This window comes from Roseateles sp. FW305-36, assembly GCF_058787015.1.
The window spans coordinates 1-24,603 of the sequence record NZ_JBYSZK010000011.1 but is presented as its reverse complement, the minus strand read 5'-3'; the positions used below and the strand labels follow the sequence as shown (position 1 = coordinate 24,603).

Annotated in this window: 18 protein-coding genes; 9 read left to right on the top strand and 9 right to left on the bottom strand. The window is 68.7% G+C overall.

Annotation, left to right across the window (positions count from 1 at the left end; all coding sequences use genetic code 11):
- Positions 1 to 2: 2 nt before the first annotated feature.
- From AC3WOE_RS19930 to AC3WOE_RS19905, 6 genes are all read left to right on the top strand, one after another.
- Positions 3 to 1,586, top strand: coding sequence for an FAD-dependent oxidoreductase (locus AC3WOE_RS19930; RefSeq protein ID WP_492692894.1), 1,584 nt, complete (start codon positions 3 to 5; stop codon positions 1,584 to 1,586).
- Positions 1,579 to 1,776, top strand: a complete 198-nt coding sequence (locus tag AC3WOE_RS19925; protein WP_492692892.1) for a DUF2783 domain-containing protein — start codon at positions 1,579 to 1,581, stop codon at positions 1,774 to 1,776. Before AC3WOE_RS19930 ends, AC3WOE_RS19925 begins: the two co-directional genes overlap by 8 nt.
- Before the next feature lie 24 nt (positions 1,777 to 1,800).
- On the top strand, positions 1,801 to 3,087 hold the full coding sequence (hmgA, locus tag AC3WOE_RS19920) for a homogentisate 1,2-dioxygenase (RefSeq protein WP_492692891.1): 1,287 nt from the start codon (positions 1,801 to 1,803) through the stop codon (positions 3,085 to 3,087).
- Complete coding sequence (gene fahA / locus AC3WOE_RS19915) at positions 3,084 to 4,319, top strand: fumarylacetoacetase (RefSeq protein ID WP_492692889.1); 1,236 nt, start codon at positions 3,084 to 3,086, stop codon at positions 4,317 to 4,319. Before hmgA ends, fahA begins: the two co-directional genes overlap by 4 nt.
- A gap of 265 nt (positions 4,320 to 4,584) precedes the next feature.
- A complete protein-coding gene (locus tag AC3WOE_RS19910; RefSeq protein WP_492692887.1) occupies positions 4,585 to 7,140 on the top strand; it encodes a TonB-dependent receptor in 2,556 nt (851 codons plus the stop codon).
- Between the two features lie 153 nt (positions 7,141 to 7,293).
- On the top strand, positions 7,294 to 8,613 hold the full coding sequence (locus AC3WOE_RS19905) for a sugar MFS transporter (protein ID WP_492692886.1): 1,320 nt from the start codon (positions 7,294 to 7,296) through the stop codon (positions 8,611 to 8,613).
- Here the strand turns inward: AC3WOE_RS19905 and AC3WOE_RS19900 are convergent.
- The 9 genes from AC3WOE_RS19900 to AC3WOE_RS19860 all read right to left on the bottom strand — a co-directional run bounded on the left by AC3WOE_RS19900 (position 8,600) and on the right by AC3WOE_RS19860 (position 22,030).
- Positions 8,600 to 9,880 carry an FAD-dependent oxidoreductase gene (locus tag AC3WOE_RS19900; protein WP_492692885.1) on the bottom strand — a complete coding sequence of 427 codons (1,281 nt, stop codon included), beginning with the start codon at positions 9,878 to 9,880 and terminating at the stop codon, positions 8,600 to 8,602. The two genes, AC3WOE_RS19905 and AC3WOE_RS19900, sit on opposite strands and share 14 nt — an antisense overlap.
- A gap of 9 nt (positions 9,881 to 9,889) precedes the next feature.
- On the bottom strand, positions 9,890 to 12,070 hold the full coding sequence (locus AC3WOE_RS19895; protein ID WP_492692883.1) for a carboxy terminal-processing peptidase: 2,181 nt from the start codon (positions 12,068 to 12,070) through the stop codon (positions 9,890 to 9,892).
- Positions 12,071 to 12,158: 88 nt separating this feature from the next.
- A complete protein-coding gene (locus AC3WOE_RS19890) occupies positions 12,159 to 13,745 on the bottom strand; it encodes a tetratricopeptide repeat-containing sulfotransferase family protein (protein WP_492692881.1) in 1,587 nt (528 codons plus the stop codon).
- Between the two features lie 79 nt (positions 13,746 to 13,824).
- On the bottom strand, positions 13,825 to 15,303 hold the full coding sequence (locus tag AC3WOE_RS19885) for a tryptophan halogenase family protein (RefSeq protein WP_492692880.1): 1,479 nt from the start codon (positions 15,301 to 15,303) through the stop codon (positions 13,825 to 13,827).
- Positions 15,300 to 16,814 carry an ATP-binding protein gene (locus AC3WOE_RS19880; RefSeq protein WP_492692878.1) on the bottom strand — a complete coding sequence of 505 codons (1,515 nt, stop codon included), beginning with the start codon at positions 16,812 to 16,814 and terminating at the stop codon, positions 15,300 to 15,302. The genes AC3WOE_RS19885 and AC3WOE_RS19880 overlap by 4 nt, the downstream gene beginning before the upstream one ends.
- Positions 16,804 to 17,523 (bottom strand): response regulator, encoded by a 720-nt coding sequence (locus AC3WOE_RS19875; RefSeq protein WP_477934763.1) that lies wholly within the window; start codon positions 17,521 to 17,523, stop codon positions 16,804 to 16,806. The genes AC3WOE_RS19880 and AC3WOE_RS19875 overlap by 11 nt, the downstream gene beginning before the upstream one ends.
- Positions 17,520 to 18,788 carry an ABC transporter substrate-binding protein gene (locus tag AC3WOE_RS19870; RefSeq protein WP_492692875.1) on the bottom strand — a complete coding sequence of 423 codons (1,269 nt, stop codon included), beginning with the start codon at positions 18,786 to 18,788 and terminating at the stop codon, positions 17,520 to 17,522. Before AC3WOE_RS19870 ends, AC3WOE_RS19875 begins: the two co-directional genes overlap by 4 nt.
- 190 nt (positions 18,789 to 18,978) lie before the next feature.
- Positions 18,979 to 21,336, bottom strand: a complete 2,358-nt coding sequence (locus AC3WOE_RS19865) for an ABC transporter permease (RefSeq protein ID WP_492692873.1) — start codon at positions 21,334 to 21,336, stop codon at positions 18,979 to 18,981.
- Positions 21,329 to 22,030, bottom strand: a complete 702-nt coding sequence (locus AC3WOE_RS19860; protein WP_492692871.1) for an ABC transporter ATP-binding protein — start codon at positions 22,028 to 22,030, stop codon at positions 21,329 to 21,331. Before AC3WOE_RS19860 ends, AC3WOE_RS19865 begins: the two co-directional genes overlap by 8 nt.
- A 135-nt stretch (positions 22,031 to 22,165) precedes the next feature.
- Between AC3WOE_RS19860 and AC3WOE_RS19855 the strand changes: the two genes are divergently transcribed.
- The 3 genes from AC3WOE_RS19855 to AC3WOE_RS19845 are packed head-to-tail and all read left to right on the top strand — an operon-like array spanning position 22,166 to position 24,533.
- Entirely contained in the window at positions 22,166 to 22,753 is a 588-nt protein-coding gene (locus AC3WOE_RS19855) for a hypothetical protein (protein WP_492692869.1), read from the top strand.
- Positions 22,754 to 22,764: 11 nt separating this feature from the next.
- Positions 22,765 to 23,784 (top strand): sensor histidine kinase, encoded by a 1,020-nt coding sequence (locus AC3WOE_RS19850; RefSeq protein WP_492692867.1) that lies wholly within the window; start codon positions 22,765 to 22,767, stop codon positions 23,782 to 23,784.
- Positions 23,781 to 24,533: a LytR/AlgR family response regulator transcription factor gene (locus AC3WOE_RS19845; RefSeq protein ID WP_492692865.1), complete on the top strand. Its 753-nt coding sequence runs from the start codon at positions 23,781 to 23,783 to the stop codon at positions 24,531 to 24,533. Before AC3WOE_RS19850 ends, AC3WOE_RS19845 begins: the two co-directional genes overlap by 4 nt.
- Positions 24,534 to 24,603 lie beyond the last annotated feature (70 nt).

Sequence of the window (24,603 nt, the reverse complement as noted above, 5' to 3'; positions counted from 1 at the left end):
CCGTGGACCTGCCACGCTACCCCTATCACCAGACGCTGGAGCAGCGCTCCGGCCAGCCTGAGCGCCGCCCCGTCGTCATCGTCGGCGCCGGGCCTGTCGGCCTGACGCTGGCGCTGGACCTCGCCAGGCGCGATGTGCCGGTCGTCGTCATCGACGACAGCGACCGCATCGGCGAGGGCTCGCGTGCCGTCTGCTGGGCCAAGAAGACGCTGGAGGTCCTCGACCGCCTCGGTGTTGGCGAGGCCGTGGCGCGCGAGGGCGTGCGCTGGCAGCGCGGCCGTGTCTTCCACGGCGAGCGCGAGGCCTATGCCTTCGACCTGCTGCCCGAGAGCCATCACAAGATGCCGGCCATGGTCAATCTGCAGCAGGACCAGGTCGAGGCGCGCCTGGTGCGTGCGGTGCAGCTGGAGCAGCGCATCGAGCTGCGTGGCAAACATGAGCTGATCGGCCTGGAGCAGGACGAGGAAGGCGTCACGCTCAACGTGCGCACGCCCGACGGCCTCTTCGACATGCGCGCCGATTGGGTCGTCGCCTGCGACGGTGCGCGCAGCCCCACGCGCACGCTGCTGGGCCTGAGCTTTCAGGGCCAGGTCTTCGAGGATCGCTTCCTGATCGCCGATGTGCGACTGGCGCCCGGTGTGCGTCCGCGTGGTCTCGATCCCGCCAGGCCTGAGCGCTGGTTCTGGTTCGATCCACCTTTCCACCGGGGTCAGTCCGTGCTGCTGCATGCCCAGGCCGACGGACTCTGGCGCATCGACTTCCAGCTCGGCCGCGAAGCCAATGTCGAAGCCGAGCGCGACCCCGAGCGCATCAAGTCGCGCGTCGCGGCCATGCTGGGCACGCACGGCTTCGAGCTGGCCTGGTCGTCCATCTACCAGTTCTGCTGCCGGCGCGCCGAGCGCTTTCGCATCGGCCGTGTGCTGCTGGCGGGCGACGCGGCCCACCAGGTTTCGCCCTTCGGCGCGCGCGGCGCCAACAGCGGCGTGCAGGATGCCGACAACCTGGGCTGGAAGCTGGCCGCCGTGCTGAAAGGCGAGGGCGGCGATGTGCTGTTGGACTCCTACGAGTTCGAGCGCATCGAGGCCGCCGACGACAATATCGGTCACTCGACCCGCGCGACCGACTTCATCAGCCCCAAAAGCGCGCTCAGCCTGCGACTTCGCAAGGCGGCGCTGGACCTTGCCGCGCGCACCGACTTCGCCAAGGGCTTGGTCAACAGCGGTCGCCTGTCGATGCCGACAGAACACGTCGATTCGCCACTGAGCACGCTGGATGCCGAGGCCTGGACGGGCGGACCGGCGCCCGGCTGCCCAGCGCCCGACGCGCCGCTGGAAGAAGGGGGCTGGCTCAGCGAGTGTTTCGGCTCGGGCTTCGTGCTGCTGGCCTTCGGCTGGCCGGTCGAGGCCGGCGGCGCGCGAGTGATCCAGCTGCCTGGCGAAGGTTTGGCGGCCACGCGCTACGGCGCTCGCCCCGGCAGCGTGGTGTTGATCCGCCCCGACGCCGTCGTCGCCGCGCGCTGGCATCGCTTCGATGCCGACGCCGTGGGCGCGGCGCTCGCACGTGCCCATGGGAGGCGCTATGAGTAAATTGACTCTGACCCCGAATTTCGGTCGCGAGGCCGATGCCTTCTATGCCGAACTCATCGCCGCCCAGGCCGGCCTGAGCGATGAGGCCGCGGCCGACTGGCTGGCGCGGCTGACCCTGATCCTGTGCAACCACATCGGCGACCGCGAGGTGCTGAGACAGGCCTTCGCGCTTGCGCGCGAGTCCGAATGACTGCGCCCGCCCATCACGAACACCATGACTGAACTGACCTACCTCACTGGCTTCGGCAATCAGCACAGCAGCGAGGCCCATGCCGGCGCGCTGCCGATCGGCCGCAACAGCCCGCAGAAGGCGCCGCACGGCCTGTATGCGGAGCTGCTGTCGGGCAGCGCCTTCACCGCGCCGCGGGCCGACAACCAGCGCACCTGGATGTACCGCCGCCAGCCCTCGGTCGTCGTCGGCGGCTACGAGCCACTGGCGCATGCGCTGTGGAAGAGTGGTGCGGCGCAAGGCGAGTGCGCTTCGCCCGACCCGCTGCGCTGGGGCCCGACGCCCCTGCATGACGATGGCGACTTCGTCGACAGCCTGCGTAGCTATGCGGTCAACGGCGAGGTCGGCATCGCCGGCATGGGCGCGCTGGCCTATGTGGCCTCGCACGCCATGGGCCGCCGCGCGCTGGTGAATGCCGATGCCGAGATGCTGCTCGTCCCCCAGCAAGGCCGGCTGCTGGTGACGACGGAACTCGGCCGCCTCGAGGTCGCGCCCGGCTCCATCGCCCTGCTGCCGCGCGGCATGGCCTTCAAGGTCGACCCGCTGGATGTGCCGGCGCGTGGCTATGTCTGCGAGAACTACGGCGCGGCCTTCCGCTTGCCCGAACTCGGCCCCATCGGCAGCAACGGCCTGGCCAATGCGCGTGACTTCGAAGCGCCCGCGGCCTGGCACGAACAGGAAGAGGGCGAGTACGAGATCGTCAAGCGTTACGGCGGTAGGCTCTGGCGCGCGAAGCAGGCGCACAGCCCGTTCAATGTCGTCGCCTGGCACGGCAACCTCACGCCCTATCGCTACGACACCTCGCGCTTCATGACGATCAACACCGTCAGCTTCGACCACCCCGACCCCAGCATCTTCACGGTGCTGACCAGCCCCAGCGACACGCCCGGCTGGGCCAATGTCGACTTCGTCATCTTCCCGCCGCGCTGGATGGTGGCCGAGGACACCTTCCGCCCGCCCTGGTACCACCGCAACGTGATGAGCGAGTTCATGGGCCTGGTGCTGGGCCAGTATGACGCCAAGCCCGAGGGCTTCAAGCCCGGCGGTGCCAGCCTGCACAACAGCTATGTGCCCCACGGCCCCGACACCGAGGCCTTCGACAAGGCCAGCAACGCCGACTTGAAGCCGCACAAGCTGGACGCCACACTGGCCTTCATGTTCGAGACGCGCTGGCCGCTCAAGCCCACCGCCTGGGCACTGAAGGACGCACCGCTGGAGACGACCTATGCCAATTGCTGGCAAGGCCTGAAAGACGAATTCAAGACGACATGAGCATGATCGACCATACCCACGACGCCGCCGCCCTTTCCTGGGTCGCTTCGGCCAACTCGCCCGACACCGACTTCCCGCTGCAGAACCTGCCCTTCTGCTCTTTCCGCCGTGCCGGCTCGCTGGAGCCCTGGCGCATCGGTGTCGGCATCGGCGACCAGATCCTGGACCTGACCGGCTGGGGCATCACCGACCTCAACGCGCTGATGGGCCGCCCTGGCAGCGAGCGCCGCGCGCTGCGCCATCGAATCTTCGACACGCTGAAGGCCGGTGCGCCCGAGGTCGAGCTGGTGCCGCAAGCCGCCGCCGAGTACACGCTGCCCTGCCGCATCGGCGACTACACCGACTTCTACACCGGCATCCACCACGCCCGCGCCATCGGCAAGCTGTTCCGCCCCGACAACCCGCTGCTGCCCAATTACCAGTGGGTGCCCATCGGCTACCACGGCCGCAGTTCTTCCATCGTCGTCAGCGGCACGTCGCTGCGCCGCCCCAAGGGCCAGGTCAAGCCGCCGGATGCCGAGGTGCCTGTCTTCAAGCCGAGCGCCCGCATCGACTGCGAGCTCGAGCTGGGCCTCTTCGTCGGCCCCGGCAATGCGCTGGGCGAGCCTTTCGGTATCGACGAGGCCGACGAGCACGCCTTCGGGCTGACCCTGCTCAACGACTGGTCGGCCCGCGACATCCAGCCCTGGGAATATCAGCCGCTCGGTCCCTTCCTGGCCAAGAATTTCGGCACCACCATCTCACCGTGGATCGTCACGATGGAGGCGCTGGAGCCCTTCCGCATCCCCTTCACTCGACCCGAAGGCGATCCCCAGCCTCTGCCCTATCTGGACTCGCCGGCTCACCGCGCCAACGCGGCCTACGACATCGAGATGGAGGTCTGGTTCAAGACGCCGGCGATGAGCGAGCCGACACGCCTCTCGCGCTCCAACCTGCGCCATGCCTACTGGTCGCTCACGCAGATGCTGACCCACCACGCCAGCAACGGCTGCAATCTGCAGCCCGGCGACCTGCTGGGCACCGGCACCATCAGCGGCCCGGCCCAGGAAGAGGCCGGCTCCCTGCTGGAGCTGACGCTGGGTGGCAAGCAGCCCATCACCCTGCCCAATGGCGAAACGAGGACCTTCGTGCTCGACGGCGACCAGCTCGGCCTGCGCGCCTTTGCGGAGAAACCCGGATATCGGCGCATCGGTTTTGGCCCCTGTGACGGGGTCATCACCCCCGCCAGCTGACGCTGTCTTGCGCCAACGTAACGTCGGCGCAATGAAGTCCAACAAAGCGCAACGCCTCGCTCCGCGCGCCGGTGCCGCCGCTAGATTGCCGGCACTGGCCAAGGCGTGACGACAAGAGACAACGCAGCCCTGGCCTTTCTGAGTTGAGCCCGGCCGCCGGTACACCCACCGACGGACAGGGCTCCATGTTGTCCAACAGAACTCGTTGCCCAGGAGCACCTACGTGGCCAAGCCTCACTTCAAGCCCCTTCCCAATCGCCTTCTCTTGCCCCGCCTCATCGGCCTCGCACTCGGCGCCACCGCGCTCGGCGCCATGGCCCAGGATGCGAACCAACAGCTGGAAACCGTCGAGATCCGCGGCGTGCGGGCGACGTTGAAGAAGAACCTGGCGGAGAAGCGCGAGTCCGGCAATGTCGTCGACTCCATCAGCGCCGAGGACGTGGGCAAGTTCCCCGACAAGAACGTGGCCGACTCGCTGCAGCGCGTGCCCGGCATCTCGGTCGACCGCATCTGGGGCGAAGGCAAGGCCATCTTCGTGCGTGGCACCGACAAGAACCTCAACATGACGCAGCTCAACGGCCAGGCCGTGGCGTCGTCGGAGTGGTGGCTGAACGAACCGCAGACCCGCAGCTTCAACTACGACGTGCTGCCGTCGGAGATCGTCGGCAGCCTGGACGTCTACAAGAGCCCGTCGGCCGACCTCGATGAAGGCAGCATCGGTGGCCTCGTCATCGTCAAGACCCGCAAGCCCCTGGCCTTCAAGGAGCAGCTGACGCTGCAGGCCTCGGCCGAAGCCATGTACAGCAAGCTGCCGGGCAAGACCGACCCGCAGCTCTCGGGCCTGTTGAACTGGAAGAGCGACGACAAGACCTTCGGCGTGCTGCTGGCCATCAGCAGCCAGAAGCGCCATATGCGTCGCGACGGCCTGGAGCAGTTTTCCGACGGCAAGTACGACGTCAAGGACCAGAACGGCAACGTCACCAATGCCTATGCCTCCTGGGGCGGCGGCTCGGCCATCTTCCGCCAGGAGCGCGAGCGCACGACCACCAACCTGGCCCTGCAGTTCCAGCCCAACCCCGCCACCGACATCGTCCTGAACCTGATGGATTCGGACATGAAGATGAACAACAACAACCAGAACTACCTCTGGCAGGCCGGCGGCCTGGCGGTGGGCGGCGTCATCAGCGTCGTCGACCCGAAGTTCATCAGCACCAGTGACGGCGGCAAGGCACTGGTCGGCGGTACCGTCGGCCCCAAGACCGGCGTGTCCTTCGAGCCCATCTACCGCGAGAGCTATATCAAGTCCAAGGTGGCGGACCTGGACGGCAGCTACCAGGGCGGCAGCTGGACCCTGCATGGCCAGGTCGGCACCACCAACAGCTCGGGCGGCAGCTCGCATGACCGCCACTTCTGGATGGAGGGCGACACGCGCACGACGATCTCCCTCGGCCCGGACCACTACGGCGTGAAATACCTCGACATCAGCCCGCTGGATCCCAAGGCGCTGACGCTGAAGTCCGGCGACGACCGCATCCGCCGCATGGAAGCCAAGGAGAACTACGCCCAGGGCGACGTCACCTTCGACCTCGACAGTGGCGTCATCAAGTCGGTGAAGCTGGGCCTGAAGCTGCGCGACAACACGCTGCAGAACTTCCGCACCCAAGGCACGGCCGGCCCCGGCTCGCCGGGCTGGCAGTCCTTCAGCCTGTCCGACCTGTCCAGCGGCCCCTCGCCGATGCTGAGCCAGCAGGCCGCAACAAGCGACGCGCTGACCCAGTACGCCTGGTTCGACGATGCGCTGGTGGCCAGCAAAGGCATCCCGATGTACGACAAGGCCATGACGTACAAGGACGTCCTCAACGAGAACTACAAGATCCACGAGAAGATCACGGCGCTGTATGCCAAGGCCGACTTCTCGGTCTCCAAGCTGCGCGGCGACTTCGGCCTGCGCTTCGTGCGCACCCAGCAGACCTCGGACGGCTATCTGGGCAACGCCACGGGGGGCTTCTCGCCCACCAGCGTCGGCAACAACTACACCGACGCCCTGCCCAGCCTGAACGTCGCCTACGACCTCAGCAAGGAACTCATCCTGCGCGGCTCGGTGTCGCGTGCCATGGCCCGCCAGACCTTCGACCTGCTCAGCCCCGGTCTGCGCCGCGACGGCACCGTGCTGTCCAAGGGCTATGCCGGCAACCCCTTGCTGAAGCCGGTGCATGCCAACCAGGCCGAGTTCGGCGCCGAGTGGTACTACGCCGACGCCGCGCTGATCTCGGGCACCTTCTTCATCAAGAAGCTCGACACCTTCACCTACAAGGCCTCCAAGTCCGAGCAGGTGGGCAACGAGACGCTGACGGTGGAGCGCCCCTACAACGCCGACAACGGCGCCGACATCAAGGGCTTCGAGCTGCAGTGGCAGCAGCCCTTCGGCAACACCGGCTTCGGCACCGTCGTGAACTACACCTTCACCGACGCCAAGGCTGGTGCCGTCGCCGGGCAGCCGCGCCTGAAGGTGCTGGGCAACTCGCGTGACCAGTTCAACTTCAGCGGCTATTACGAGCAGGGCCCGATCAGCCTGCGCCTGTCCTACAACTACCGCTCCAAGAGCTACGGCGACGTGCAGATGGGCGGCCAGGTTGTCAACGCGGCCTATGGCCAGTGGGATGCTTCGGCCAGCTGGGACGTGACGAAGCAGATCGCGCTGTATGCCAGCGCTGTCAACATCAACAACGAAGTGATCAAGTCCAACACGGTGGACGGCATCCCCATCGGTGTTTATGAGAACGGCGCGCGCTACAGCGTCGGCGTCCGCGCGAAGTTTTAGGCCCCTCGTCCAGTCTCGCCCAGCTGAACGCGGGCGAGCCTGACCGGTCCCCCGAGGGGACGACGATGCTCGCGGCGTTGAGCCGCGAGCACATCGCCAGACGGGCCGGCTTGGGACGGCCCGGCGCTCGGCCCAATACATTGCGCAATGTCCATGCAAACAAAAACCATCACACCTACGGCAGGCCAGGGCGTGCTGCTGCCCATGCTCTTCATCGGGCTGATGTTTTTCATCCTCGGCTTCGTCACGTGGCTGAACGGCTCGCTGATTCCCTTCCTGAAGATCGTCTGTGGGCTGAACAACTTCCAGGCGCTGTGGGTGGCCTTCGCCTTCTACATCGCCTACACCGTCATGGCCCTGCCTTCAGCAGCCATCCTGGCGCGCATCGGCTACAAGCGCGGCATGACGGCGGCTCTCGGCGTCATGGCCCTCGGTGCGCTGGCCTTCATCCCGGCGGCCAAGTCGGGCCAGTACGCGATCTTCCTGCTGGCTCTGTTCACGCTGGCCAGCGGCATGACGCTGATGCAGACGGCCATCAACCCCTACATCGTCTGCATCGGTTCGCGGGAGAGCGCGGCCATGCGCATCTCCATCATGGGCCTGTTCAACAAGGGTGCCGGCATCGTCGTGCCACTGGTGTTCTCGGCCCTGATCCTGTCGGGCATGGAGCGCTTCTCGGAATCCGCCCTCGCGGCCCTGGACGCGGCCGGCCGTGAGGCGCTGCGCGGCGAGCTGTCCCAGCGCCTGGTCTTCCCCTACGCCGTGATGGCCGCGGGCCTGGTCATCTTCATGGCCTTGATCCATTTCTCGTCGCTGCGCGAGCCCGAACTGGAAGCGGCGGGAGCACCCTCCGGTTCGGTCAAGCGCTGGGGCGTGTTCCAGCATCCGCAGGTCGTGCTGGGTGCCATCGCGCTGTTCGGTTACGTCGGCGTCGAGGTCATCGCCGGCGACACCATCGGCCTCTACGGCCGCCAGCTCGGCGTGGCCCACTACGGCGTGCTGACGTCATACACCATGGGCTTCATGGTGCTGGGCTATCTGCTCGGCGTCGTGCTGATCCCGCGCTGGATGTCGCAGCGCGCGGCGCTGATCTTCTCGGCGGTCAGCGGCATCGCCTTCGTCCTCGGCGTGGCGCTGTCGTCGCCGACCGACTCGGGCATGTCCCAGGCCCTGCTGGGCTGGGGCGGCGTGCCCGCGGTGCCCAACACTGTGTTCTTCCTGGCCATGCTTGGCCTGTCCAATGCCCTGGTCTGGCCGTCCATCTGGCCGCTGGCCCTCGAAGGCCTGGGCAAGTACACGGCGGCCGGTTCGGCCCTGCTCATCATGGGCATTGCCGGTGGTGCGCTCATCCCCATGCTCTACGGCCACTTCGCCGATGTGTGGACGCCTCAGCGTGGGTATTGGGTGATGCTGCCCTGGTACGGGCTGATTCTTTTCTACGCCTTGTTCGGCAGCCGCCTCAGGCGTTGGTGAGGGCTTCTTCGGTGCAGGGCTCCAGCCTTGCGGCCACTGCCAGCGCGGATCGCACCGCACTTTCCAGCAGCGGCACGCCGGCTTCGGCGTAGGAGCCGCACCACCACACCCTGCGGCCGGGTTGTGCATGCAATTGCTGCAGTGAGGCCAAGGCCGCGGCGCTGCCGACGCCCACCAGCGGGCGTTCGAAGCGGGCCTGGCCGAGGATGAGGTCGTCTCGTGGCGAGCGCTGTGGCATCACGGTCTGGAACAGCGGTGCGGCTTGGCGCAGCCCCGGCTGCACGCGGTTGATCCAGATGGTGCTTTCGGGCTGCTCGTGTTCGGGGCAGACGCGCGCATTCACCGGCGACCAGTCGGCGCGGCGCTTGGGCATCAACGCGGGGTCGCTGTGCATCAGCACTTCCAGTGCTCGGTAGCGGAAGGCGGCCAGCGCAGCGGCTTCGTCCGGCGCGGCGTCGGCCAGCAGGGCGAGGGCCTGGTTGGCCTGGGTGGCGAAGACGACATGGTCGAAGGCCTCTTCGCCGGCGGCGTGCCGCACCAGCACCTGCGCGGCCCCGGTTGGGCGTCGAACGGCCACCACGCCGGCGTTGCACTGCACGCGCGTGATGCCGGCCAGCAGCTTGGCGGCCACCGCGTCGGCGCCATCGCGCGCACGGCGCACGCTCTCACGCGCCAGGCCGGCGGTGGCGTAGCCGGCGACGACGTCAGCGGGGTAGGCGCGTGCGTCGGCCGTGCTGCAGGTGGCGATGGTGGCGATGGCCGGCAGCAGCAGGCCGTCCACGAACTCAGGCGCGATGCGCTCGGCGGCGACGAACTCGCCGATGCTGGCGCCGGCCAGGTCCCCGGCAGCCTGCGCCGCGCGCACCCGGGCCTGGAAGCGCAGCGCGCCCCGTGCGATGCGCAAGCCGCGTACGCTGGCTACATCCTGGGGCAGCACATAGGACAGCGACCAGTCGCCCAAGCGCGCGTTGCGCCAACGGAAGTAGCAGCGGCCGTCGCCGCCGCTGAAGGTGGTGGCGTAGTCAACCGGATCGGAGGCGACACCGAGCTCTGCGTAGAGGCGAGTCAGTGTCGGGTAGTAGCCGGGGTAGAACACGCGCAGCGGCACGTCGACCCGCAGGCCCGGGGCGATGGCGTCCAGCGTCACCGAGCTGGCGACGAAGCCCGGCACCGCGTGGCGTTCGAACAGCGTCACCGCATGTCGCCGCGACAGCTGCCACGCTGCGACGAGGCCGGCGATGCCGCCGCCAATCACGGCGATCTTCATTCCCGAAGCCTATTGCTCCGATGAACCCTTGGTCAGCAGAGTCTTGACCACCATGGGACGGGTGGGCGAAGCGCTGGCCGTCATCTGGGCCTTGCCCTCTTTCAACGCCACGCTGTCGGACAGGATGCTGACGGCCTCGTTCAGCAGGACGTCGTTGACGGCGTCCCGGGTCTTCTGTGCGGCGAGATCCTTGCCGAGCTTGCGTTCGTTGAACTGCAGGCCGTCGTCTGCCAGTTCGCTGCCCGTACCCTGGGCTGCGCTCGCCCCCGCTCCACCCACCATGGCGGCCAGGCGCTTCTCCAGGGCGGCGCGTTCCTTGCGCCGCACCCCTTCGTTGAGCGAGATGACATTGTTCTTGCGCAGGTCCTGGGCCTTGGCCAGGTCTTCCAGCAGGCCCTGGTAGTCGGGGTCGCGCCGGACACGGCTCTCGTGCCACGCCAGCAGCCGCGGCAGCTGGGTCGTGATGTCGCCCACGGCCGCATAGTCGGCCGCCTTGATGCGGGTCCACGGCAGGGCGTTGCCGAAGCTGGACTCACCGAACTGGCTGTCGTCGCCGCTGGATGGGAAGGGAATGTCCGGCGTCACGCCACGCAGTTGCGTCGTGCCGCCGTTCACCCGGAAAAACTGCGCGACGGTCAGCTTCAGGTCGCCGAGCACCGGCGTGGCGTTCTTGGCGTAGCGGTCGAGGCTGGCGATGGTCTGGACCGTGCCCTTGCCGAAGCTGGGCTCGCCGATGACCAGGCCGCGACCGTAGTCCTGAACCGCCGCCGCGAAGATTTCCGACGCCGAAGCCGAACCCCGGTTGATCAGCACACCCAGCGGGCCGGTCCAGGCCAGGCCGGTATCGGTGTTCTTCGCCACGGTGATGTCGCCTTTGGCGTCGCGGGTCTGAACCACCGGCACCTTGCCGACGAACAGGCCCGTCAGCTCCACCGCTTCGCGCAGTGAACCCCCACCGTTGCTGCGCAGGTCCATCAACACGCCCTCCACCTTCTGGGCCTTCAAATCCTGCAGCAGCCGGGCCACGTCGCGCGCCGCGCTGCGATAGTCCTTGTCGCCCCGTTGCAGGGCAGCGAGATCCTCGTAGAACGAGGGCAGGGTGATCACGCCCACCAGGCGCTTGCCCTCGCCGGTCGCCACCGAATACACCTTGGCCTTGGCCGCGCTGTCCTGCATCGTGATGGTGTTGCGGACCAGGGCCACGGTCTTGACCGAGGCGTCGGGCCCGCTGTCGGCCGGCAGGATGTCCAGCCGCACCGTCGAAGCCACCGTGCCGCGAATCAGGGCCACCGCATCATCCAGGCGCCAGCCGACCACGTCGTCCATCGCGCCCGCCGCGCCTTGCCCGACGCCCACGATGCGGTCGCCCACCTTCAGCTGCCCCGACACGCTCGCGGGCCCGCCCGCCACCAGTTCGCGGATGGTGATGTAGCCGTCGATCTCGGTCAGCACGGCGCCAATGCCCACCAGCGACAGGCGCATCGCGATGTCAAAGTTCTCCGCGGCGCGCGGCCCCATGTAGTTGGTATGGGGCTCGATCGCCATCGTGTAGGCATTCATGAAGGCCTGGAAGGCGTCGGCGCTGGAGATCTTGCCCAGGCGCTTGGCGGCGCTGTCGTAGCGCTTGTCGAGCACCTTCCGGATGGCCGCGTCGTCCTGGCCAGCGAGCTTGAGCCGCAGCCAGTCATTCTTGACGCGCTTGCGCCAGAGCTCGAGGGACTCGGCTTCGGTCGCGGGCCAGGGCTGGTCCTTGCGGTCGATCATCAGCGTCTCGTTGCGCTCGAAGTCGAAGCCCTTGGGAAGCAGGCTGCGGGCAAAGGCCATCCGCTCGACCGCCCGGCGTTCGTACAGGTTGAAGATCGCGAACGGCGCGCGCAGGTCCTCGGTCAGGATGGCATCGTCAAGCCGGGTGCGGTCAGCAGCCAGGCGGTCGATGTCGGACTGCAAGAAGTAAAGCTTCTCGGGGTCGAGCGACTTCAGGTACTGGTCGAACACCTTGCTCGACAAGGCATCGTCGAGCGGGACGGCCTTGTAGTGGAAGCGCGACAGCAGGTCCGCAGCCAGGCGAGCCGCCTTGGCCTCCTGCGCCGCCGGCTTCAACTGCGGCGGGTAGGCCAGCTCCGTGTCCGCCTGGGCAACCTGCAGTGCGGCCGCCATGGCCAGCACGAATCCAATCAGCTTCTTTCCCAATCTCACTCCACCACGGTTGAACGGCCCATGAACACAGGCAGGCCTGGATGGTGCCATGTCACGCGAGAGGCTGCCGTGGAGCGCCAGATCACCTCGCGGCGAAACGATCGCGCAGCGGGTCGAGCAGCGGGCCGTAGCGCTGCGCCGGCTTCGACGCGGCGCGCATCGGCTGGCGCACCTGCAGCGCGCTCGGCGTGCGGATCGCGCGTGGCGTCTCGTGGAAGCGCAGGCAGGCCGGCTCGAAGTCGAGGCCGCAGGCGGCGAGCAGGGCGTGGATGCCGGCGCTCGGGTCGGCGACGAGGTCCTCGTAGCGTTGCACGATGAAGCGGCCTGGGTGGCGCTCGGCCCAGAAACGGGCGAGCGCGTCGTAGGCGCGCCAGTACGCCGCGAGCCCGTCGAAGCTGTAGGTGAAGTTCACCATGCCCGGCCCGAAGAGCTGCTTGTAGCAGGACCACGCGGTCTCCACCGGGTCGCGGCGGCAGTCGACGATGCGAGCCCCGGGCAGCATGCGCAGCACGACGCCGGCATAGAGCCAGTTCTCGGGCAGCTTGTCGGTGGCGATCGGCTTGGCTGTACGCCAGCGCGCGCTCGCCCGCAGGTAGGCGTCGCCGAGCCGCCGCCAGTCAGCGTCGCTGGCATCGCCGACCCAGGCCGGGAACGGCTTGCCGCGCCGGCGAGATTCGGCGTCGAGCAGCTGCGGCAGGTAGGGCAGCTCGCTCGCGCCTTCGACCTGCGAATGGCTGGCAAGGATCTGCTCGACCAGCGTCGTCCCCGACCGCGGCAGACCGACGAGGAAGATGACTTCGCGCCCCGGCCCGTCCTGCGGCGGTGGCGGCGCGGCGGCAAACGCGGCGCGGATCGCGTCGACGTGGCGCGCGAACGCCGCGACATCCCACGGCCGCGCCGCGCGCGCCGCATCGTTCGCCGCGCACAGGACCCGGAACGCGTCGGCGTGCCGGCCCGCGCTCTCCAGCCCGTGGCCGAGGGCGAAGCGCAGGAACAGCCGTTCCTCAGCCGGCATCGTCGCCGGCGGCGCTGCGGCCTGCGCCTCGAGCTGAGCCAGCTCGTCGGCGGTCATCGGCACGACCTTCAGGTCGGCCAGCGTGAACCATGCGTGCGCGACCAGTTCGCCGCGCGCGATCAGGTGCCGGCAATCCGCGGCCGCGACGTCGGCATGGCCGAGCGCCGTGGCGCAGCGCGCGCGTTGCAGCCGGGCGAGCGGCGCTGCCGGGTCCAGCGCGACGGCGCGCTGCACGGCGCCGTACGCCGCCGCCGGTTCGCCGGCGTTGTCATGCTCGAACGACAGCCCCAGCCAGTCGGCCGATGTCGTGGCGTGTTCCTCGCCTTCGCGCAGCGTCGCGACCACGGCAGCATGGTCGTGCGCGTGCTCCTGTGCGGCCGCGAGCTGCGAGCGGAGGTCGAAGTCCCCGGGCCGCTGTGCCAGCGCGCGAGCGAGGTCCTGCGTTGCGCCTTCCCAGTCTTCGTTGCCGGCACGGCAGACCGCACGCAGGCGCAAGACCTCCGGGTGCTCCGGCGCGCTGCGCGCCAGATCGAGCAGCAGCAGTTCCGCGTACATGCGGTCGCCCGCCTGCAGCGCCTGTGTGGCACGGGCCAACTGCTGCACGTCGGCAGGCTTCAGCCCGTGCAGCGGATTGCTCGACGCGGGGCGGTTCATTGATGGGTGACGGGTAGGGACATCATGCGGCGGATTGTGCGGCCGCGCGTGGCGGGCTTGGCACCCTACGGCTTGTGAATCAAGCTGTCAGATGACCACGGTGTGAGCCGAATGCGCGGGCGATCTGGTTCAGTCGCTCTCTTGCTTGGGCTGCCGTGATGGCCTGCGGTGCGGCGCGCAGTTCGGCCGGGAAGCGGCCCATGCCGGCAAACAGGGCGTACCAGGACGGGCGCAGATACATCAGCCCGGCGCCGTGGCGCTCCAGCTCGGCCTCGAAGTCGCCCCCTCGGTCCCAGACCTCAAGCAGGCTGGCAAGGCGGTCGGAGATGTCGCGGTTGGCGCGATTGGCCCGCCAATAGTCGGTGTCGCGGCGCGTGTTGAGCTGGTAGTGGGCGACGACATAGTCGCGCACGCCTTCGAACATGGCGTTCACCCGCTCGTTGTAAGCGGCCTGGCGCGCGCGGCCGAAGCCATCGTCTTCGAGCGCGGCGATGAACTGCTCGACGCTCAACTGGATCAGCATCAGCGCCGTCGCTTCCAGCGGCTCGATGAAACCCTGAGAAAGGCCGACGGCCACGCAGTTCTGCCGCCAGTGCTGCTTCACGCGGCCGACGCGCATGCGCAGGCAGCGCGCCGTCGCACCCTCGGCGATCGGGCCGAGGTGTTCGCGCAGCTCTCGCTCGGCCTCATCGTCGCTGACGAAGTCCGAGCTGTAGACATAGCCGTTGCCGTAGCGCGTCGTCAGCGGGATCTGCCAGGCCCAGCCGTGGCGCAGCGCGGTCGAGACGGTCTCGCAGGGGATGTCTTCCCCGTCGACCAGCGGCGTCGGAATGGCGATGGCGCGGTCGTTGAAGAGGTTGTCGCGATAGGAGTGAAAAGGCTCGCCCAGGGTTTCGGTGATCAGTAGGCCCTTGAAGCCGCTGCAGTCGATGAAGAGATCAGCCCCGATGCGTGCGCCGCTGCTCAGCTGCAGTGCTGCGATGTCGCCGCTCTCTTGTTGCTCGACGCGTGCCACCGTGTCCACGAAATGGCGCACGCCTTGGCCCACGGCGTGCGTTCGCAGGAAGGTTCCCAACTTGCCGGCGTCGAAGTGGTAGGCGTAGTCGGTGCCAAGGCCTTCGCTTTTGGGCGCGCGGCGCTGGCGGGCCAGCTCGGCGGCCAAGAAGAAGTCCTGTGGGTTGGCGTCCGCCGCCTTGCCGCGCCGGCGCAGGCAGGCATTGGTGAAGAAGACGTTGCCCAGCTCGCGGTCCGCCTCGCTGAAGAAGGGGTGGACATAGCTCTCGTAGCCCGGGACGCTGCTCCAGCCGGGGAAGCGGATGCTGCTCTTGAAGGTGGCGTCGCAGGCCGGCATCCAGTCGCGTTCCTCGATTCCCAATGTGCGGAAGAAATGACGCAGGAAGGGCGTTGAACCTTCGCCGACGCCGATGGTGGCGATGTCGGCCGACTCGATCAGCGTCACCTCGACATCGAGCCTGGCCCAGCGATGCCTCAGCAGATTGGCCGTCATCCAGCCAGCCGTGCCGCCGCCGACGATGGCGATGTGTTTCGGAGGATTCATGCCGCGGGAAGTGCGAGACGGACTTCGAAGCCGCCGTCCGGGTGATTGTGAAACTGCACCGTGCCGCCATGGTCGGCCACGATCTCGCGCACGATGGACAGGCCCAGTCCCAGGCCTTCCTTGCGCAGGGCGGCGCCATGGTCCAGGCGTGTGTAGGGCTGGCCCAGGCGCGCCAGCGCGGCCTCGGGCACGCCGGGGCCGTGGTCGCGCACCGTCACCAGCACCATGCCGGCCTCGTCGGGTGCGATGGCGACCTCCACCGGCTGCTGCTGGGCCTCGCCGTAGTACATGGCGTTGTCCAGCAGGTTGCCGATGGCGCGTTTCAGCGCCAGCGGCTTGCCGAACACGGTCAGGGCCTCGCTGCGCAGCTCGACCTTGTGGCCGCCCATGCGGGCGTCGCGCACCATCTTCTGCAGCACGAGGTCGATGCGCAGCGGCGCGCGGTTCTCGTGGATGTCGGTGTCCTTGACGATCTGCAGAGCGGTTTTCACCATCATGTCCAGCTCGTCGAGGTCCTCGTGGAACTCGTCCTGCACGGCGGTGTCGTCCAGCAGTTCGCTGCGCAGGCGCAGCCGCGTGATGGGCGTGCGCAGGTCATGCGAGATGGACGCGAACAGCCGCTCGCGGTCACCGATATAGCGGCGGATGCGCTCCTGCATGTCGTTGAAGGCCTCGATGGCCTGACGCACCTCCTGCGTACCGCTGACGCGCAGCGGCTTGGGCGCCACGCGCCGGCCCACGCGGGCGGCCGCCTGGCTCAGGCCGGCCAGCGGCCGCGTGATGGCGCGCACGGCGATCAGCGTCAGCAGCACGGCCAGGCCGAGTGCCAGCAGTTGCGGCGTCAGCCTCTGCCAGGTGAAGAACTCCAGCTGCTCGAGGAAGTAAGGGTCCGGCAGGGTGCTGCTCAGATAGAGCCACTGGCCCGGTTCGGTCTCCGCCTGGATGACGAGGAAGGGTGCGGGCCGCTCGGCGGCGATGAGGGACGGCTCGACCCAGCTTTCCGGCAGATCGCTCAGCAACGCGCCGCCGGGCGACACGGCCAGGCCGAGTGGTGAGGCCAACACGGCGCGCACCTTGGTTCCCTTGGGTAATTGCGCTGCCAGTTCCTGCGTGACCTGCTGCTCCAGCATGCGCGCCATGGGCTGGTCGGGCAGCGGCGCCACCGTCACGGCGGCGTTGTTGAAGAAGACCAGGAAGCGCGTGCCGCCCATGGTGCGCAGTTGCTCAATGAGCAGCGGGCGGTAGGCCGCCGGCAGCTCGCGCAGCGCCCGTACCGCGCCGATGGCGCCGCTGGCGACGTGATGTGCGGCCAGCTCGGTCTGGCGCCGCACGCGCTGCTCGATCTGGCTGTACCAGACCAGGTTGACCGTCAGTTGCACCAGGGCCAGGCCGCCCAGCATGGCCAGCACGAAGCGGCCCTGCAGGCTGTCGAACAGAAAGCTGCCGAAACGCTGCGGCCAGCTGCGCAAGGGCGCTGGCGGGCCGACGTCCCCGGCCACTTCAGAGTGCATGCCGGGGCGTCACGGTGGTCGAGAACACATAGCCCGAGCCTCGCACCGTCTTGATCAGCGCCGGCTGCTTGCCGTCGTCCTGCAGGCGCTGGCGCAGGCGGCTGACCTGCACGTCCAGCGAGCGGTCCAGCGGCCCCAGGTCGCGGCCGCGCGTGACCTCGGCCAGGCGGCTGCGGTCCAGCACCTCACCTGGATGCTCGACGAGCAGCTTCAGCAGCTGGAAGTCCATGCCCGACAGGGCCGTGGCCGTGCCGTCGGGGTCGATGAGGCTGCGCTCCAGCAGGTCCAGCGTGAAGCCGTTGAAGGCGTAGTAGCGCGGCTCCTTGGTCTTCTCCTGGCCGGTGCGGCGCGTGATGGCCTTGATGCGGGCCAGCAGCTCGCGCGGGTTGAAGGGCTTGCCGAGGTAGTCGTCGGCGCCCAACTCCAGGCCGACGATGCGGTCGGTCTCGTCGGCGCTGGCCGTCAGCATGATGACGGGCACTTCGGAGCGGCGACGCACCGACTGGCAGAGGGTGAAGCCCTCGGTGTCGGGCAGCATCACGTCGAGGATGCACAGGCTGATCTCGTCGCGGTGGCGCTCGAACTCGGCCATGAAGCTGGCGCCGTCATGGGCCAGCAGCACCTCGTACTGGTTCTTCTCGAGATAGGTCTTCAGCAGGCTGCGGATTTTCTGGTCGTCGTCGACGATCAGGATCTTGCGCGGGGTCATGGAGTGGCCTTGGCGTTCTTGGGGGCGAGGGCGCGCAGCAGGCCTTGCAGCTTGCGCTGGGCGGCGGCGGGCGTCTGGCTGGGGTCCAGCGCGAAGCGGTGGACGGTTTCGATGATGGCGTTCTTGCCGACCTCGCCGAAGGCCATGCGGTGCACGAGGCTGGGCACGCGCGGCGTGCTGGGGTTGGCGAAGAGGTGGAAGGACTGTTGGGCGCAGGGGTCCAGCTCGTCCACCGGCACGTCGCGGCGCACGGGAATGGAGCCCTTGATGCGGTTGTAGCCCAGCTGGGTCGTGGCGCTGCCGAGCAGCTCGGCCATCTTTTCCTGGTCGGCCTGGCTGCCGCCGTTGCCGGCGAGCATGGCCAGGGTGTCGATGCTGTAGAGATGGGCCTGGGCCGTGCCGGGCACGGCCTTGCAACTGAAGTCGCGCTCGCCTTCCAGCCCCATGGTGCCCAGTTCGCCGCGGGCCCAGTCGCCCATGATCATCATGGCGGCACGCTCTGCCGCAAAGTCGGCGACGACATCGGTCCAGGGCCGCTCGCCGGGTGCCGCGCCGCTGGTCGGCAGGGCCAGGTTGCGCCAGTTGCGCAGGCGTTTGAGTGCGCGTTCCAGGGCCGGGTCGTCGAAGGCGCTGAGGTCGCGCTGCTCCAGCATGCGGCGGTACAGGGCCGGGCCGGCCTCGCTGAGCAGCATAGCCTCGAAGATGGTGGCCACCTGCCAGGGCTCGTCGCTGAAGGCCACCGGCGTGATGCCGGCAGCGCGCAGCTTGACGGCGGCGCGCTCCAGGCCCTCCCAGTCGTTGGGCGGCTCGATGCCGATGCGTTTGAACAGGGCCTTGTTCAGATAGAGGTTGTTGATGCGCTGGATACCCAGCGGTGCGGCGACCACATGGCCATGCACGGTGACCTGGGCCATGACCTGCGGGAACATGACCTTGGACCAGTTGCGCTTGGCCGCCACGCCGTCGAGCTCCAGCAGCAGGCCCATGTCGGCCCATTCGTTCATGGAGGCGCCATTGAGCTGCGCCACCTTGGGCGCCATGCGGCGCAGGATGCGCTCGTTCAGCACCTTGATGGCCGGGCCGCCACCGCCGCCGGCGACGGCGCCGTCCACCCACTTCAGGCCGTTCTCGGCCATGCGCGCGGCGACGTGGTTGGCCGCGGCGCGCTCGCTCGCCGACGTCCACCAGTGCAGCACATTCAGCTCACCCGCACCCTCGGCCGAGGGCGTGGCCGACGGACTCGTCGAAACGGGTCCGGCCGCCATGGTCGAACAACTCCAGGGCAGGACCGCCAACGCCAACATGCAACGCATCTTGCGGGCCGCCCGGGCACGCCAATCTTGCGTTGTGTACGACTTCTGTAATGTTGTGTGACTCAAGGACAACCGCCACCTGCAGGAAGGCGGAGATTGTCTTGTTCAGCGTTGCAAAACGCGATTGGGGCTTTCGCCTGAATCAGTTGTAAGACAGGGCTTGCACGGCTGGAATTCGCAGTGCGCGACGCGCAGGCAGGGCGCAGGCGAGCAGCGAGATCACGGCCATCAAGCCCAGCCAGCCGAACGCGGTCGCCGCACTCGGCACCAACCGCCATGGCACCGCGAACATGATGCGACCGAAGGCCACCTCGAGCAGGGCGCTGATGGGCAATGCCAATGGCAGCGATGTCAGCCAGGCGAGGGCCACCAGCGTCAGCCCTTCGACCTGCACCATGGCCAGGATGGCGCCGTTGCGGGCGCCGATGGCGCGCAGCACGCCGATCTCGCGGCGCCGTTCCAGCACGGCCAGGCCCATGGTCGAGGCCAGGCCCATGGCACCGACGGCGATCATGACCAGGCCCATGGCGCCGAGGAAGTCGACCACCATCAGCAGATGGTCTTCGATGACGCGGCGGTTCTCGGCCTGCGACTGGCTGGCGGCGACACCGATGCCGGCTTCGGTGAAGCTCTCGCGCAATTGGCGCACCGCGTCGAGCAGCGCGACCGGTGAGTCGGGCCGTTCGAGCCGAAGCACGAGGCTGGTCGCAAGTTCGTTGCCGGCCAGCGCATCCAGCGTCGCGCGCGAGGTGTAGGCCAGGGCCTGCGGGCCGGCTTCGACGAGACCGACGATGGTCCAGTCGCGATCGGCGATGCGGTGTTTGCTGCCGACAACGAGTGCGGGTTGCTGGCGTTGCAGCAGGCGGCTGACGACAAGCTCCTGAACGGCGCCTTCGCCCAGCCAGCGGCCTTGCACCATCCGTGGCGCCAGCAGCCGGCCGGTGGACGGCACGCCCAGCAAGGTCAGCGGCTCGGTGCCAAGGCTGGTGCGCAGCCCGCGCCAGGCCTCGGCCGCGGCGATGCCGGGACCTTCGAGGGCCAGCGCCTCCAGCCGGGCGGCAGGCGAGGGCGCCGCAACGCGCACCTGCAGCTGGTAGCGCTGGGCGTCGAAGAGATCGTCCACCGAGCCGCGCACGGCGCTGCGCAGATTGGCCGCACCGAGATACACCGCACCGCCGCTGGCCAGGGCCAGCACGGTCAGCAGCATGCGCTGACGGCGGCGAAAGGCGTTGCCGACCGACAGCAGCAGCGGCCGTGCCCAGCCGCCGAGCAGGGGCACAAGTCGCGCGGCAAAGGCGCCACGCTGCAGACCGAGGGCCTGGCCTTCACGGGTGATGCCGATGTCCCGCAGCGCCTCGCCCACCGGCCTGCGCAGTGCCGTCCGCACCGGCAGCGCTGCGGCCGCCAGCGGCAGGGCGAGGCCGACGCCGAGTTGCAGCGCGACCGCCCAGGCCGGCGTCGCAATGCCGTCGAGCGGGAAGTTCAGCAGCTCGGCCTTGAGCCCGCCGTAGATGCGGCCCAGCCAGAGTGCGGCGGGAATGGCGATGGCCGAGGCCAGCAGGCCCAGCGCGCCGGCCTGGGCCAGCACCATGGCACCGATTTGCGTCGGTGAGCCGCCCAGCACCTTCATGACGGCGATCTCGCGCGTCTGACCGGCCAGCATGGCGGCGACGAGGTTGACGACGAGAAAGCCGCAGGCCAGCAGGGCCAGCACGCCGAAAGCGCCCTGGGTCATCAGCAGGGAGTCCATCTGCGCGGCATGGATGTGCTGGCCGGGCTCGGGCACGTCGACGCCTTTGATGGTGTAGCCAGCTGAGGTCAGCTCGGCCTTCAAGGCGTCGACGATGGCGCGCACCTCGACGCGGGTGGCGCGCTCGTCGCGCACGCGGACCTGCAGCTCGTTGAAGCCGGGCGGGGCGCCCAGCCTGGTCAACGTTGCCCCGCTGCCGTAGAGATAGACCAGGTTCTCCATCCAGCCCGGTGCCTGGCTGACGTCGCGCACCAGGCCCTGGATGTCGACCGATGCGGTTTCGGCACCGGCCAGTCGCAGTGACACTGCCTCGCCGACATTGGCGCCCGAGAAGTCCAGCGACGAGCGTTCCATCCACAGGCCGTCGTCGCCAGGCGGCCAGGCGCCGGACTCGGCCCGCAACCGCGCGATGTCGGCACGCTGGAAGTCGTCCAGCGCGATGACGACGGCATTGCGCGAGCGGCCGTTGGCTTGCACGGCGGCCATCGTGCTGCGGCGCAGCCGCGCGGCGGCGATATCGGGCCGGGCTTTGGCGAGGGCCAGCACCCGTGCGTCCGCACGGTCCAGCACCAGCGTGGCCGAGACCGGCTGGCTGGCGCGGTAGCCGTCGTCGGTAGCACGCTCGACCAGGGCCCAGGCGTTGAGGATGGTGCCCGCCGCCGTCAGCCCCAGCGCGACGGCCAGGACGACAAGCAGGCTGCGCGTGCGGTGCTGCCAGAGGTCGCGCCAGGTCTTGCGCGACCTAGTCATGGCGGCGGTCCTCGACCAGGCGGCCGTCGCGCAGGCGCAGGCTGCGCTGCACCTGGCCCAAGGCCGCGGCCTCGTGCGTGACCATGACGATGGTGACGCCCTGTTCGCGGGCCAGTTCGGCCAACAGGGCCAGCAGCGCCTCGGCGTTGGTCGAGTCGAGGTTGCCGGTCGGCTCGTCGGCCAGGATCAGGGCCGGTGCGTTGGCCAGGGCACGCGCCAGGGCGACTCGCTGCTGCTGGCCGCCGGAGAGGGCGGTCGGGAACTTGTCGGCCTGGTCGGCCACGCCCAGGCGTTCCAGCAGGGCACGGGCTCGCGAAGCGCGCTCGGCGGCGGGCCATTGGTCGCAGAAATCCATGGGCAGCATGACGTTCTCCAGCGCCGTCAGCGTGGGCAGCAGCTGGAAGAACTGGAAGACCACGCCGACGACCTTGCCGCGCCAGCGCGACAGCGCGCGCTCGGGCAGGGCGCGCAGGTCCTGGCCGGCGACGCTGAGCTCGCCGCTGCCGGCGCGGTCGATGCCGGCGAGCAGGTTGAGCAGGGTCGACTTGCCGCTGCCCGAGGGGCCGACGACGGCGACGAATTCGCCGCCCTGGATGTCGAGGTCGAGGCCGCTCAGGGCATGGAATTCACCGCCCGCGACGGGGTAGCTTTTGCCGACGCCGCGCAGGCGGATGAGGGGTGTGGGGCTTTGCATGGCGGCCAATGTAGGAAGCGCACGGCCCGGCAGCGCGCCGTTCGACGGCACGGTTCTGCCACTCGGCGAATCGGCCCTCGCCAGCCGTGGCGCGCGTGGCGATGCTGGCGCCATCGCTACTCAACCGGAGACACCATGAAGGCTCTTGTCCTCTCTTTCGCCATCGCCCTGACCAGCCTCGCCGCCCATGCCCAGCATGGTGGCGGTTCGACGGCCGCAGCCGTTGCGCCGGCCGAAGCCGCACAGTTCGATTTCCTCATCGGCCAGTGGGAGCTGGAAGTGACGCCCAAAGCCAGCGGCCTGGCGGCCATGATCCATGGCGCGCCGAAGCTGGTGGGCAGCTGGAAGGCCTGGAAGGCGTTCGACGGCTACGGCCTGGACGACGAACTGCGCATCATCGACGCCTCTGGCAACCCGATGTCGCTGAACTACAACCAGCGCATCTTCGACACCAAGGCCAAGCGCTGGCTGGTCAGTGGCCTGGATGTCTACCGTGCCCGTTTCGGCAGCAGCAGTGGCGTTTGGCAGGACGGCGAGATGCGCCTGGAGGGCAGCAGTCAGAACGCCGAGGGCAAGACGGTGACGACGCGAACGCGCTATCTCGAGATCACGGCCGACCGCTTCAAGATGCGCCAGGACCGGTCCTATGACAATGGCGCGACTTGGGAAGAGGGGACCTTGACGGTGATCGCCAAGCGAATCTCCCGCAAGGCAGCTCGATAAGCGGAGAAAAGATGGGGCGAGCCTGGATCTGGGTGCAATGGCTGATCGGCTGGCTGCCGGTGGCCGCGCTGTTCGCGGTGCTGATGATGACGGTGCATGGCGCCGGCATCCACGAGGCCCTGCACTACTCGCTGCGTCTGATGGCGACGGCGGCGGTGCTGGGCCTGGTCGTGCACCGGGCCACCGCCCGCCTGCCTTGGCCGCATCCGATGCGGCTGACCTTCATCGCCAAGCATGCACTCGGTGCGGCGCTCTATGCCGTGGCCTGGGTGACGGCCAACAGCCTGGTCGAGAGCCTGCGGGTTCGCCACCTCGTCGTTGTCGTCGGACCGGGCCTTCCGGCCTATCTCGTCACCGGCGTCTGGTTCTACGTGATGATCGCCGGCGTCGCCTACGCCCAGCGCGCCGCCGCCCGCAATGCCGAGCTGGAAGCCCTGCAGGCACGCAGCCAGTTGGCGGCGCTGCGGGCGCAGCTCCACCCCCACTTTTTGTTCAACGCGCTGCACACCGTGGTGCAGCTGATCCCTCTGGACCCCGAGCGGGCCACGCGCGCGGCCGAGCAGCTCGCGGCCCTGCTGCGGGCCAGCTTCGACAACCCGCGCGAGCAGGTCACGCTGCGGGAGGAGTGGAAGGTCGTGCAGCTCTATCTGGACATCGAGGCCATCCGTTTCGGCGAGCGGCTCGTCGTCGAGACCGCATTCGAACCGGCCGCCCTGGATGAGCTGGTGCCCAGCTTCGCGCTGCAGACCCTGGTGGAGAACGCCGTGCGCCATGGTGCGGCGCCGCGTGTCGAGGCGACGACCCTCAAGCTGCGCGCCAGCGTCCATGGCGATCAACTGCATCTCGTCGTCGAAGACAACGGCATGGGAGCGGAGGCCTCAGCGTTGGAAGCGGGCGGCACCGGCCTGCGCCGGCTGCGCGAGCGCCTGGGCTGGCTGTATGGCGCCAGCGCGTCGCTGGCAATTCAGAGCACGCCCAACCAGGGCCTGCGCGCCGAGCTGCGCCTGCCGCTGAAGGGTGACGACGCATGAGCGAGGCCGCCGTCACCGCCCTGATCGCCGACGACGAGCCCGTCGCCCGCGCCGGCCTGCGCCATCTGCTGCGCGGCCTGCCCTGGCTGCATTGCATCGGCGAGGCGGCCGACGGGCCGGCGGCCCTGGCCGAGATCCAGCGACTCAAGCCCGAGCTGGTCTTCCTGGACATCCAGATGCCGGGGCTGCTGGGCACCGAGGTGCTACGCCGCCTGGCCGAGTCCGGCACGCCGCCTCTGGTCATCTTCACGACCGCCCATGCCGAGCATGCCATCACGGCCTTCGAGCTGGGCGCGCTGGACTATCTGCTCAAGCCCTTCGGCGCCGAGCGCCTGAACGCGACGCTGGAACGCGTTCGTGCTGCCCTGGGCGAGCCCGTCCCGCCGGCCCTGGAGCGCCTGGCCGAGCTGCTGGGGCGCGGGCCGCTGACCCGCCTGTTCGTGCGCAGCGGGGCGGCCATCGTGCCGGTGGCGGTCGATGAGGTCAGCCATTTCGAGGCAGTGGGCGACTATGTCGCCGTGCACGTCGGCGGCGCGGAACACCTGCTGCATCTGGCCCTGGCGCGGCTGGAGGAGCGCCTCGACCCGCAACGCTGGGTGCGCATCCACCGCGGCTGCATCGTCAGCCTGAACGCAGTGGCGCGCTTCCGGCGCCTGGCCAACGGCCAGCTCAGCGCCGAGCTGAAGGACGGTCGGGCCCTGATGGTCAGCCGCAGCCGGTCCCAGGTCTTGCGCGGCCTGGCGGGCTAGGTGTGAAGGTTCAATAGGTTGTTGCGGGTGTTCACCCGGCGAGGTTTTGAGAGACTGGAAATCGCCAAAC

Excerpts from the sequence above, each read along its gene's own strand:
- AC3WOE_RS19860 (WP_492692871.1), bottom strand. The coding sequence starts at position 22,030 with ATGCAAAGCCCCACACCCCTCATCCGCCTGCGCGGCGTCGGCAAAAGC.
- AC3WOE_RS19880 (WP_492692878.1), bottom strand. The coding sequence starts at position 16,814 with ATGCACTCTGAAGTGGCCGGGGACGTCGGCCCGCCAGCGCCCTTGCGC.
- AC3WOE_RS19925 (WP_492692892.1), top strand. The coding sequence starts at position 1,579 with ATGAGTAAATTGACTCTGACCCCGAATTTCGGTCGCGAGGCCGATGCC.
- AC3WOE_RS19890 (WP_492692881.1), bottom strand. The coding sequence starts at position 13,745 with ATGAACCGCCCCGCGTCGAGCAATCCGCTGCACGGGCTGAAGCCTGCC.
- AC3WOE_RS19845 (WP_492692865.1), top strand. The coding sequence starts at position 23,781 with ATGAGCGAGGCCGCCGTCACCGCCCTGATCGCCGACGACGAGCCCGTC.
- AC3WOE_RS19905 (WP_492692886.1), top strand. The coding sequence starts at position 7,294 with ATGCAAACAAAAACCATCACACCTACGGCAGGCCAGGGCGTGCTGCTG.
- AC3WOE_RS19865 (WP_492692873.1), bottom strand. The coding sequence starts at position 21,336 with ATGACTAGGTCGCGCAAGACCTGGCGCGACCTCTGGCAGCACCGCACG.
- AC3WOE_RS19870 (WP_492692875.1), bottom strand. The coding sequence starts at position 18,788 with ATGGCGGCCGGACCCGTTTCGACGAGTCCGTCGGCCACGCCCTCGGCC.
- AC3WOE_RS19875 (WP_477934763.1), bottom strand. The coding sequence starts at position 17,523 with ATGACCCCGCGCAAGATCCTGATCGTCGACGACGACCAGAAAATCCGC.
- AC3WOE_RS19850 (WP_492692867.1), top strand. The coding sequence starts at position 22,765 with ATGGGGCGAGCCTGGATCTGGGTGCAATGGCTGATCGGCTGGCTGCCG.
- fahA (WP_492692889.1), top strand. The coding sequence starts at position 3,084 with ATGAGCATGATCGACCATACCCACGACGCCGCCGCCCTTTCCTGGGTC.
- AC3WOE_RS19855 (WP_492692869.1), top strand. The coding sequence starts at position 22,166 with ATGAAGGCTCTTGTCCTCTCTTTCGCCATCGCCCTGACCAGCCTCGCC.
- AC3WOE_RS19885 (WP_492692880.1), bottom strand. The coding sequence starts at position 15,303 with ATGAATCCTCCGAAACACATCGCCATCGTCGGCGGCGGCACGGCTGGC.
- AC3WOE_RS19900 (WP_492692885.1), bottom strand. The coding sequence starts at position 9,880 with ATGAAGATCGCCGTGATTGGCGGCGGCATCGCCGGCCTCGTCGCAGCG.
- hmgA (WP_492692891.1), top strand. The coding sequence starts at position 1,801 with ATGACTGAACTGACCTACCTCACTGGCTTCGGCAATCAGCACAGCAGC.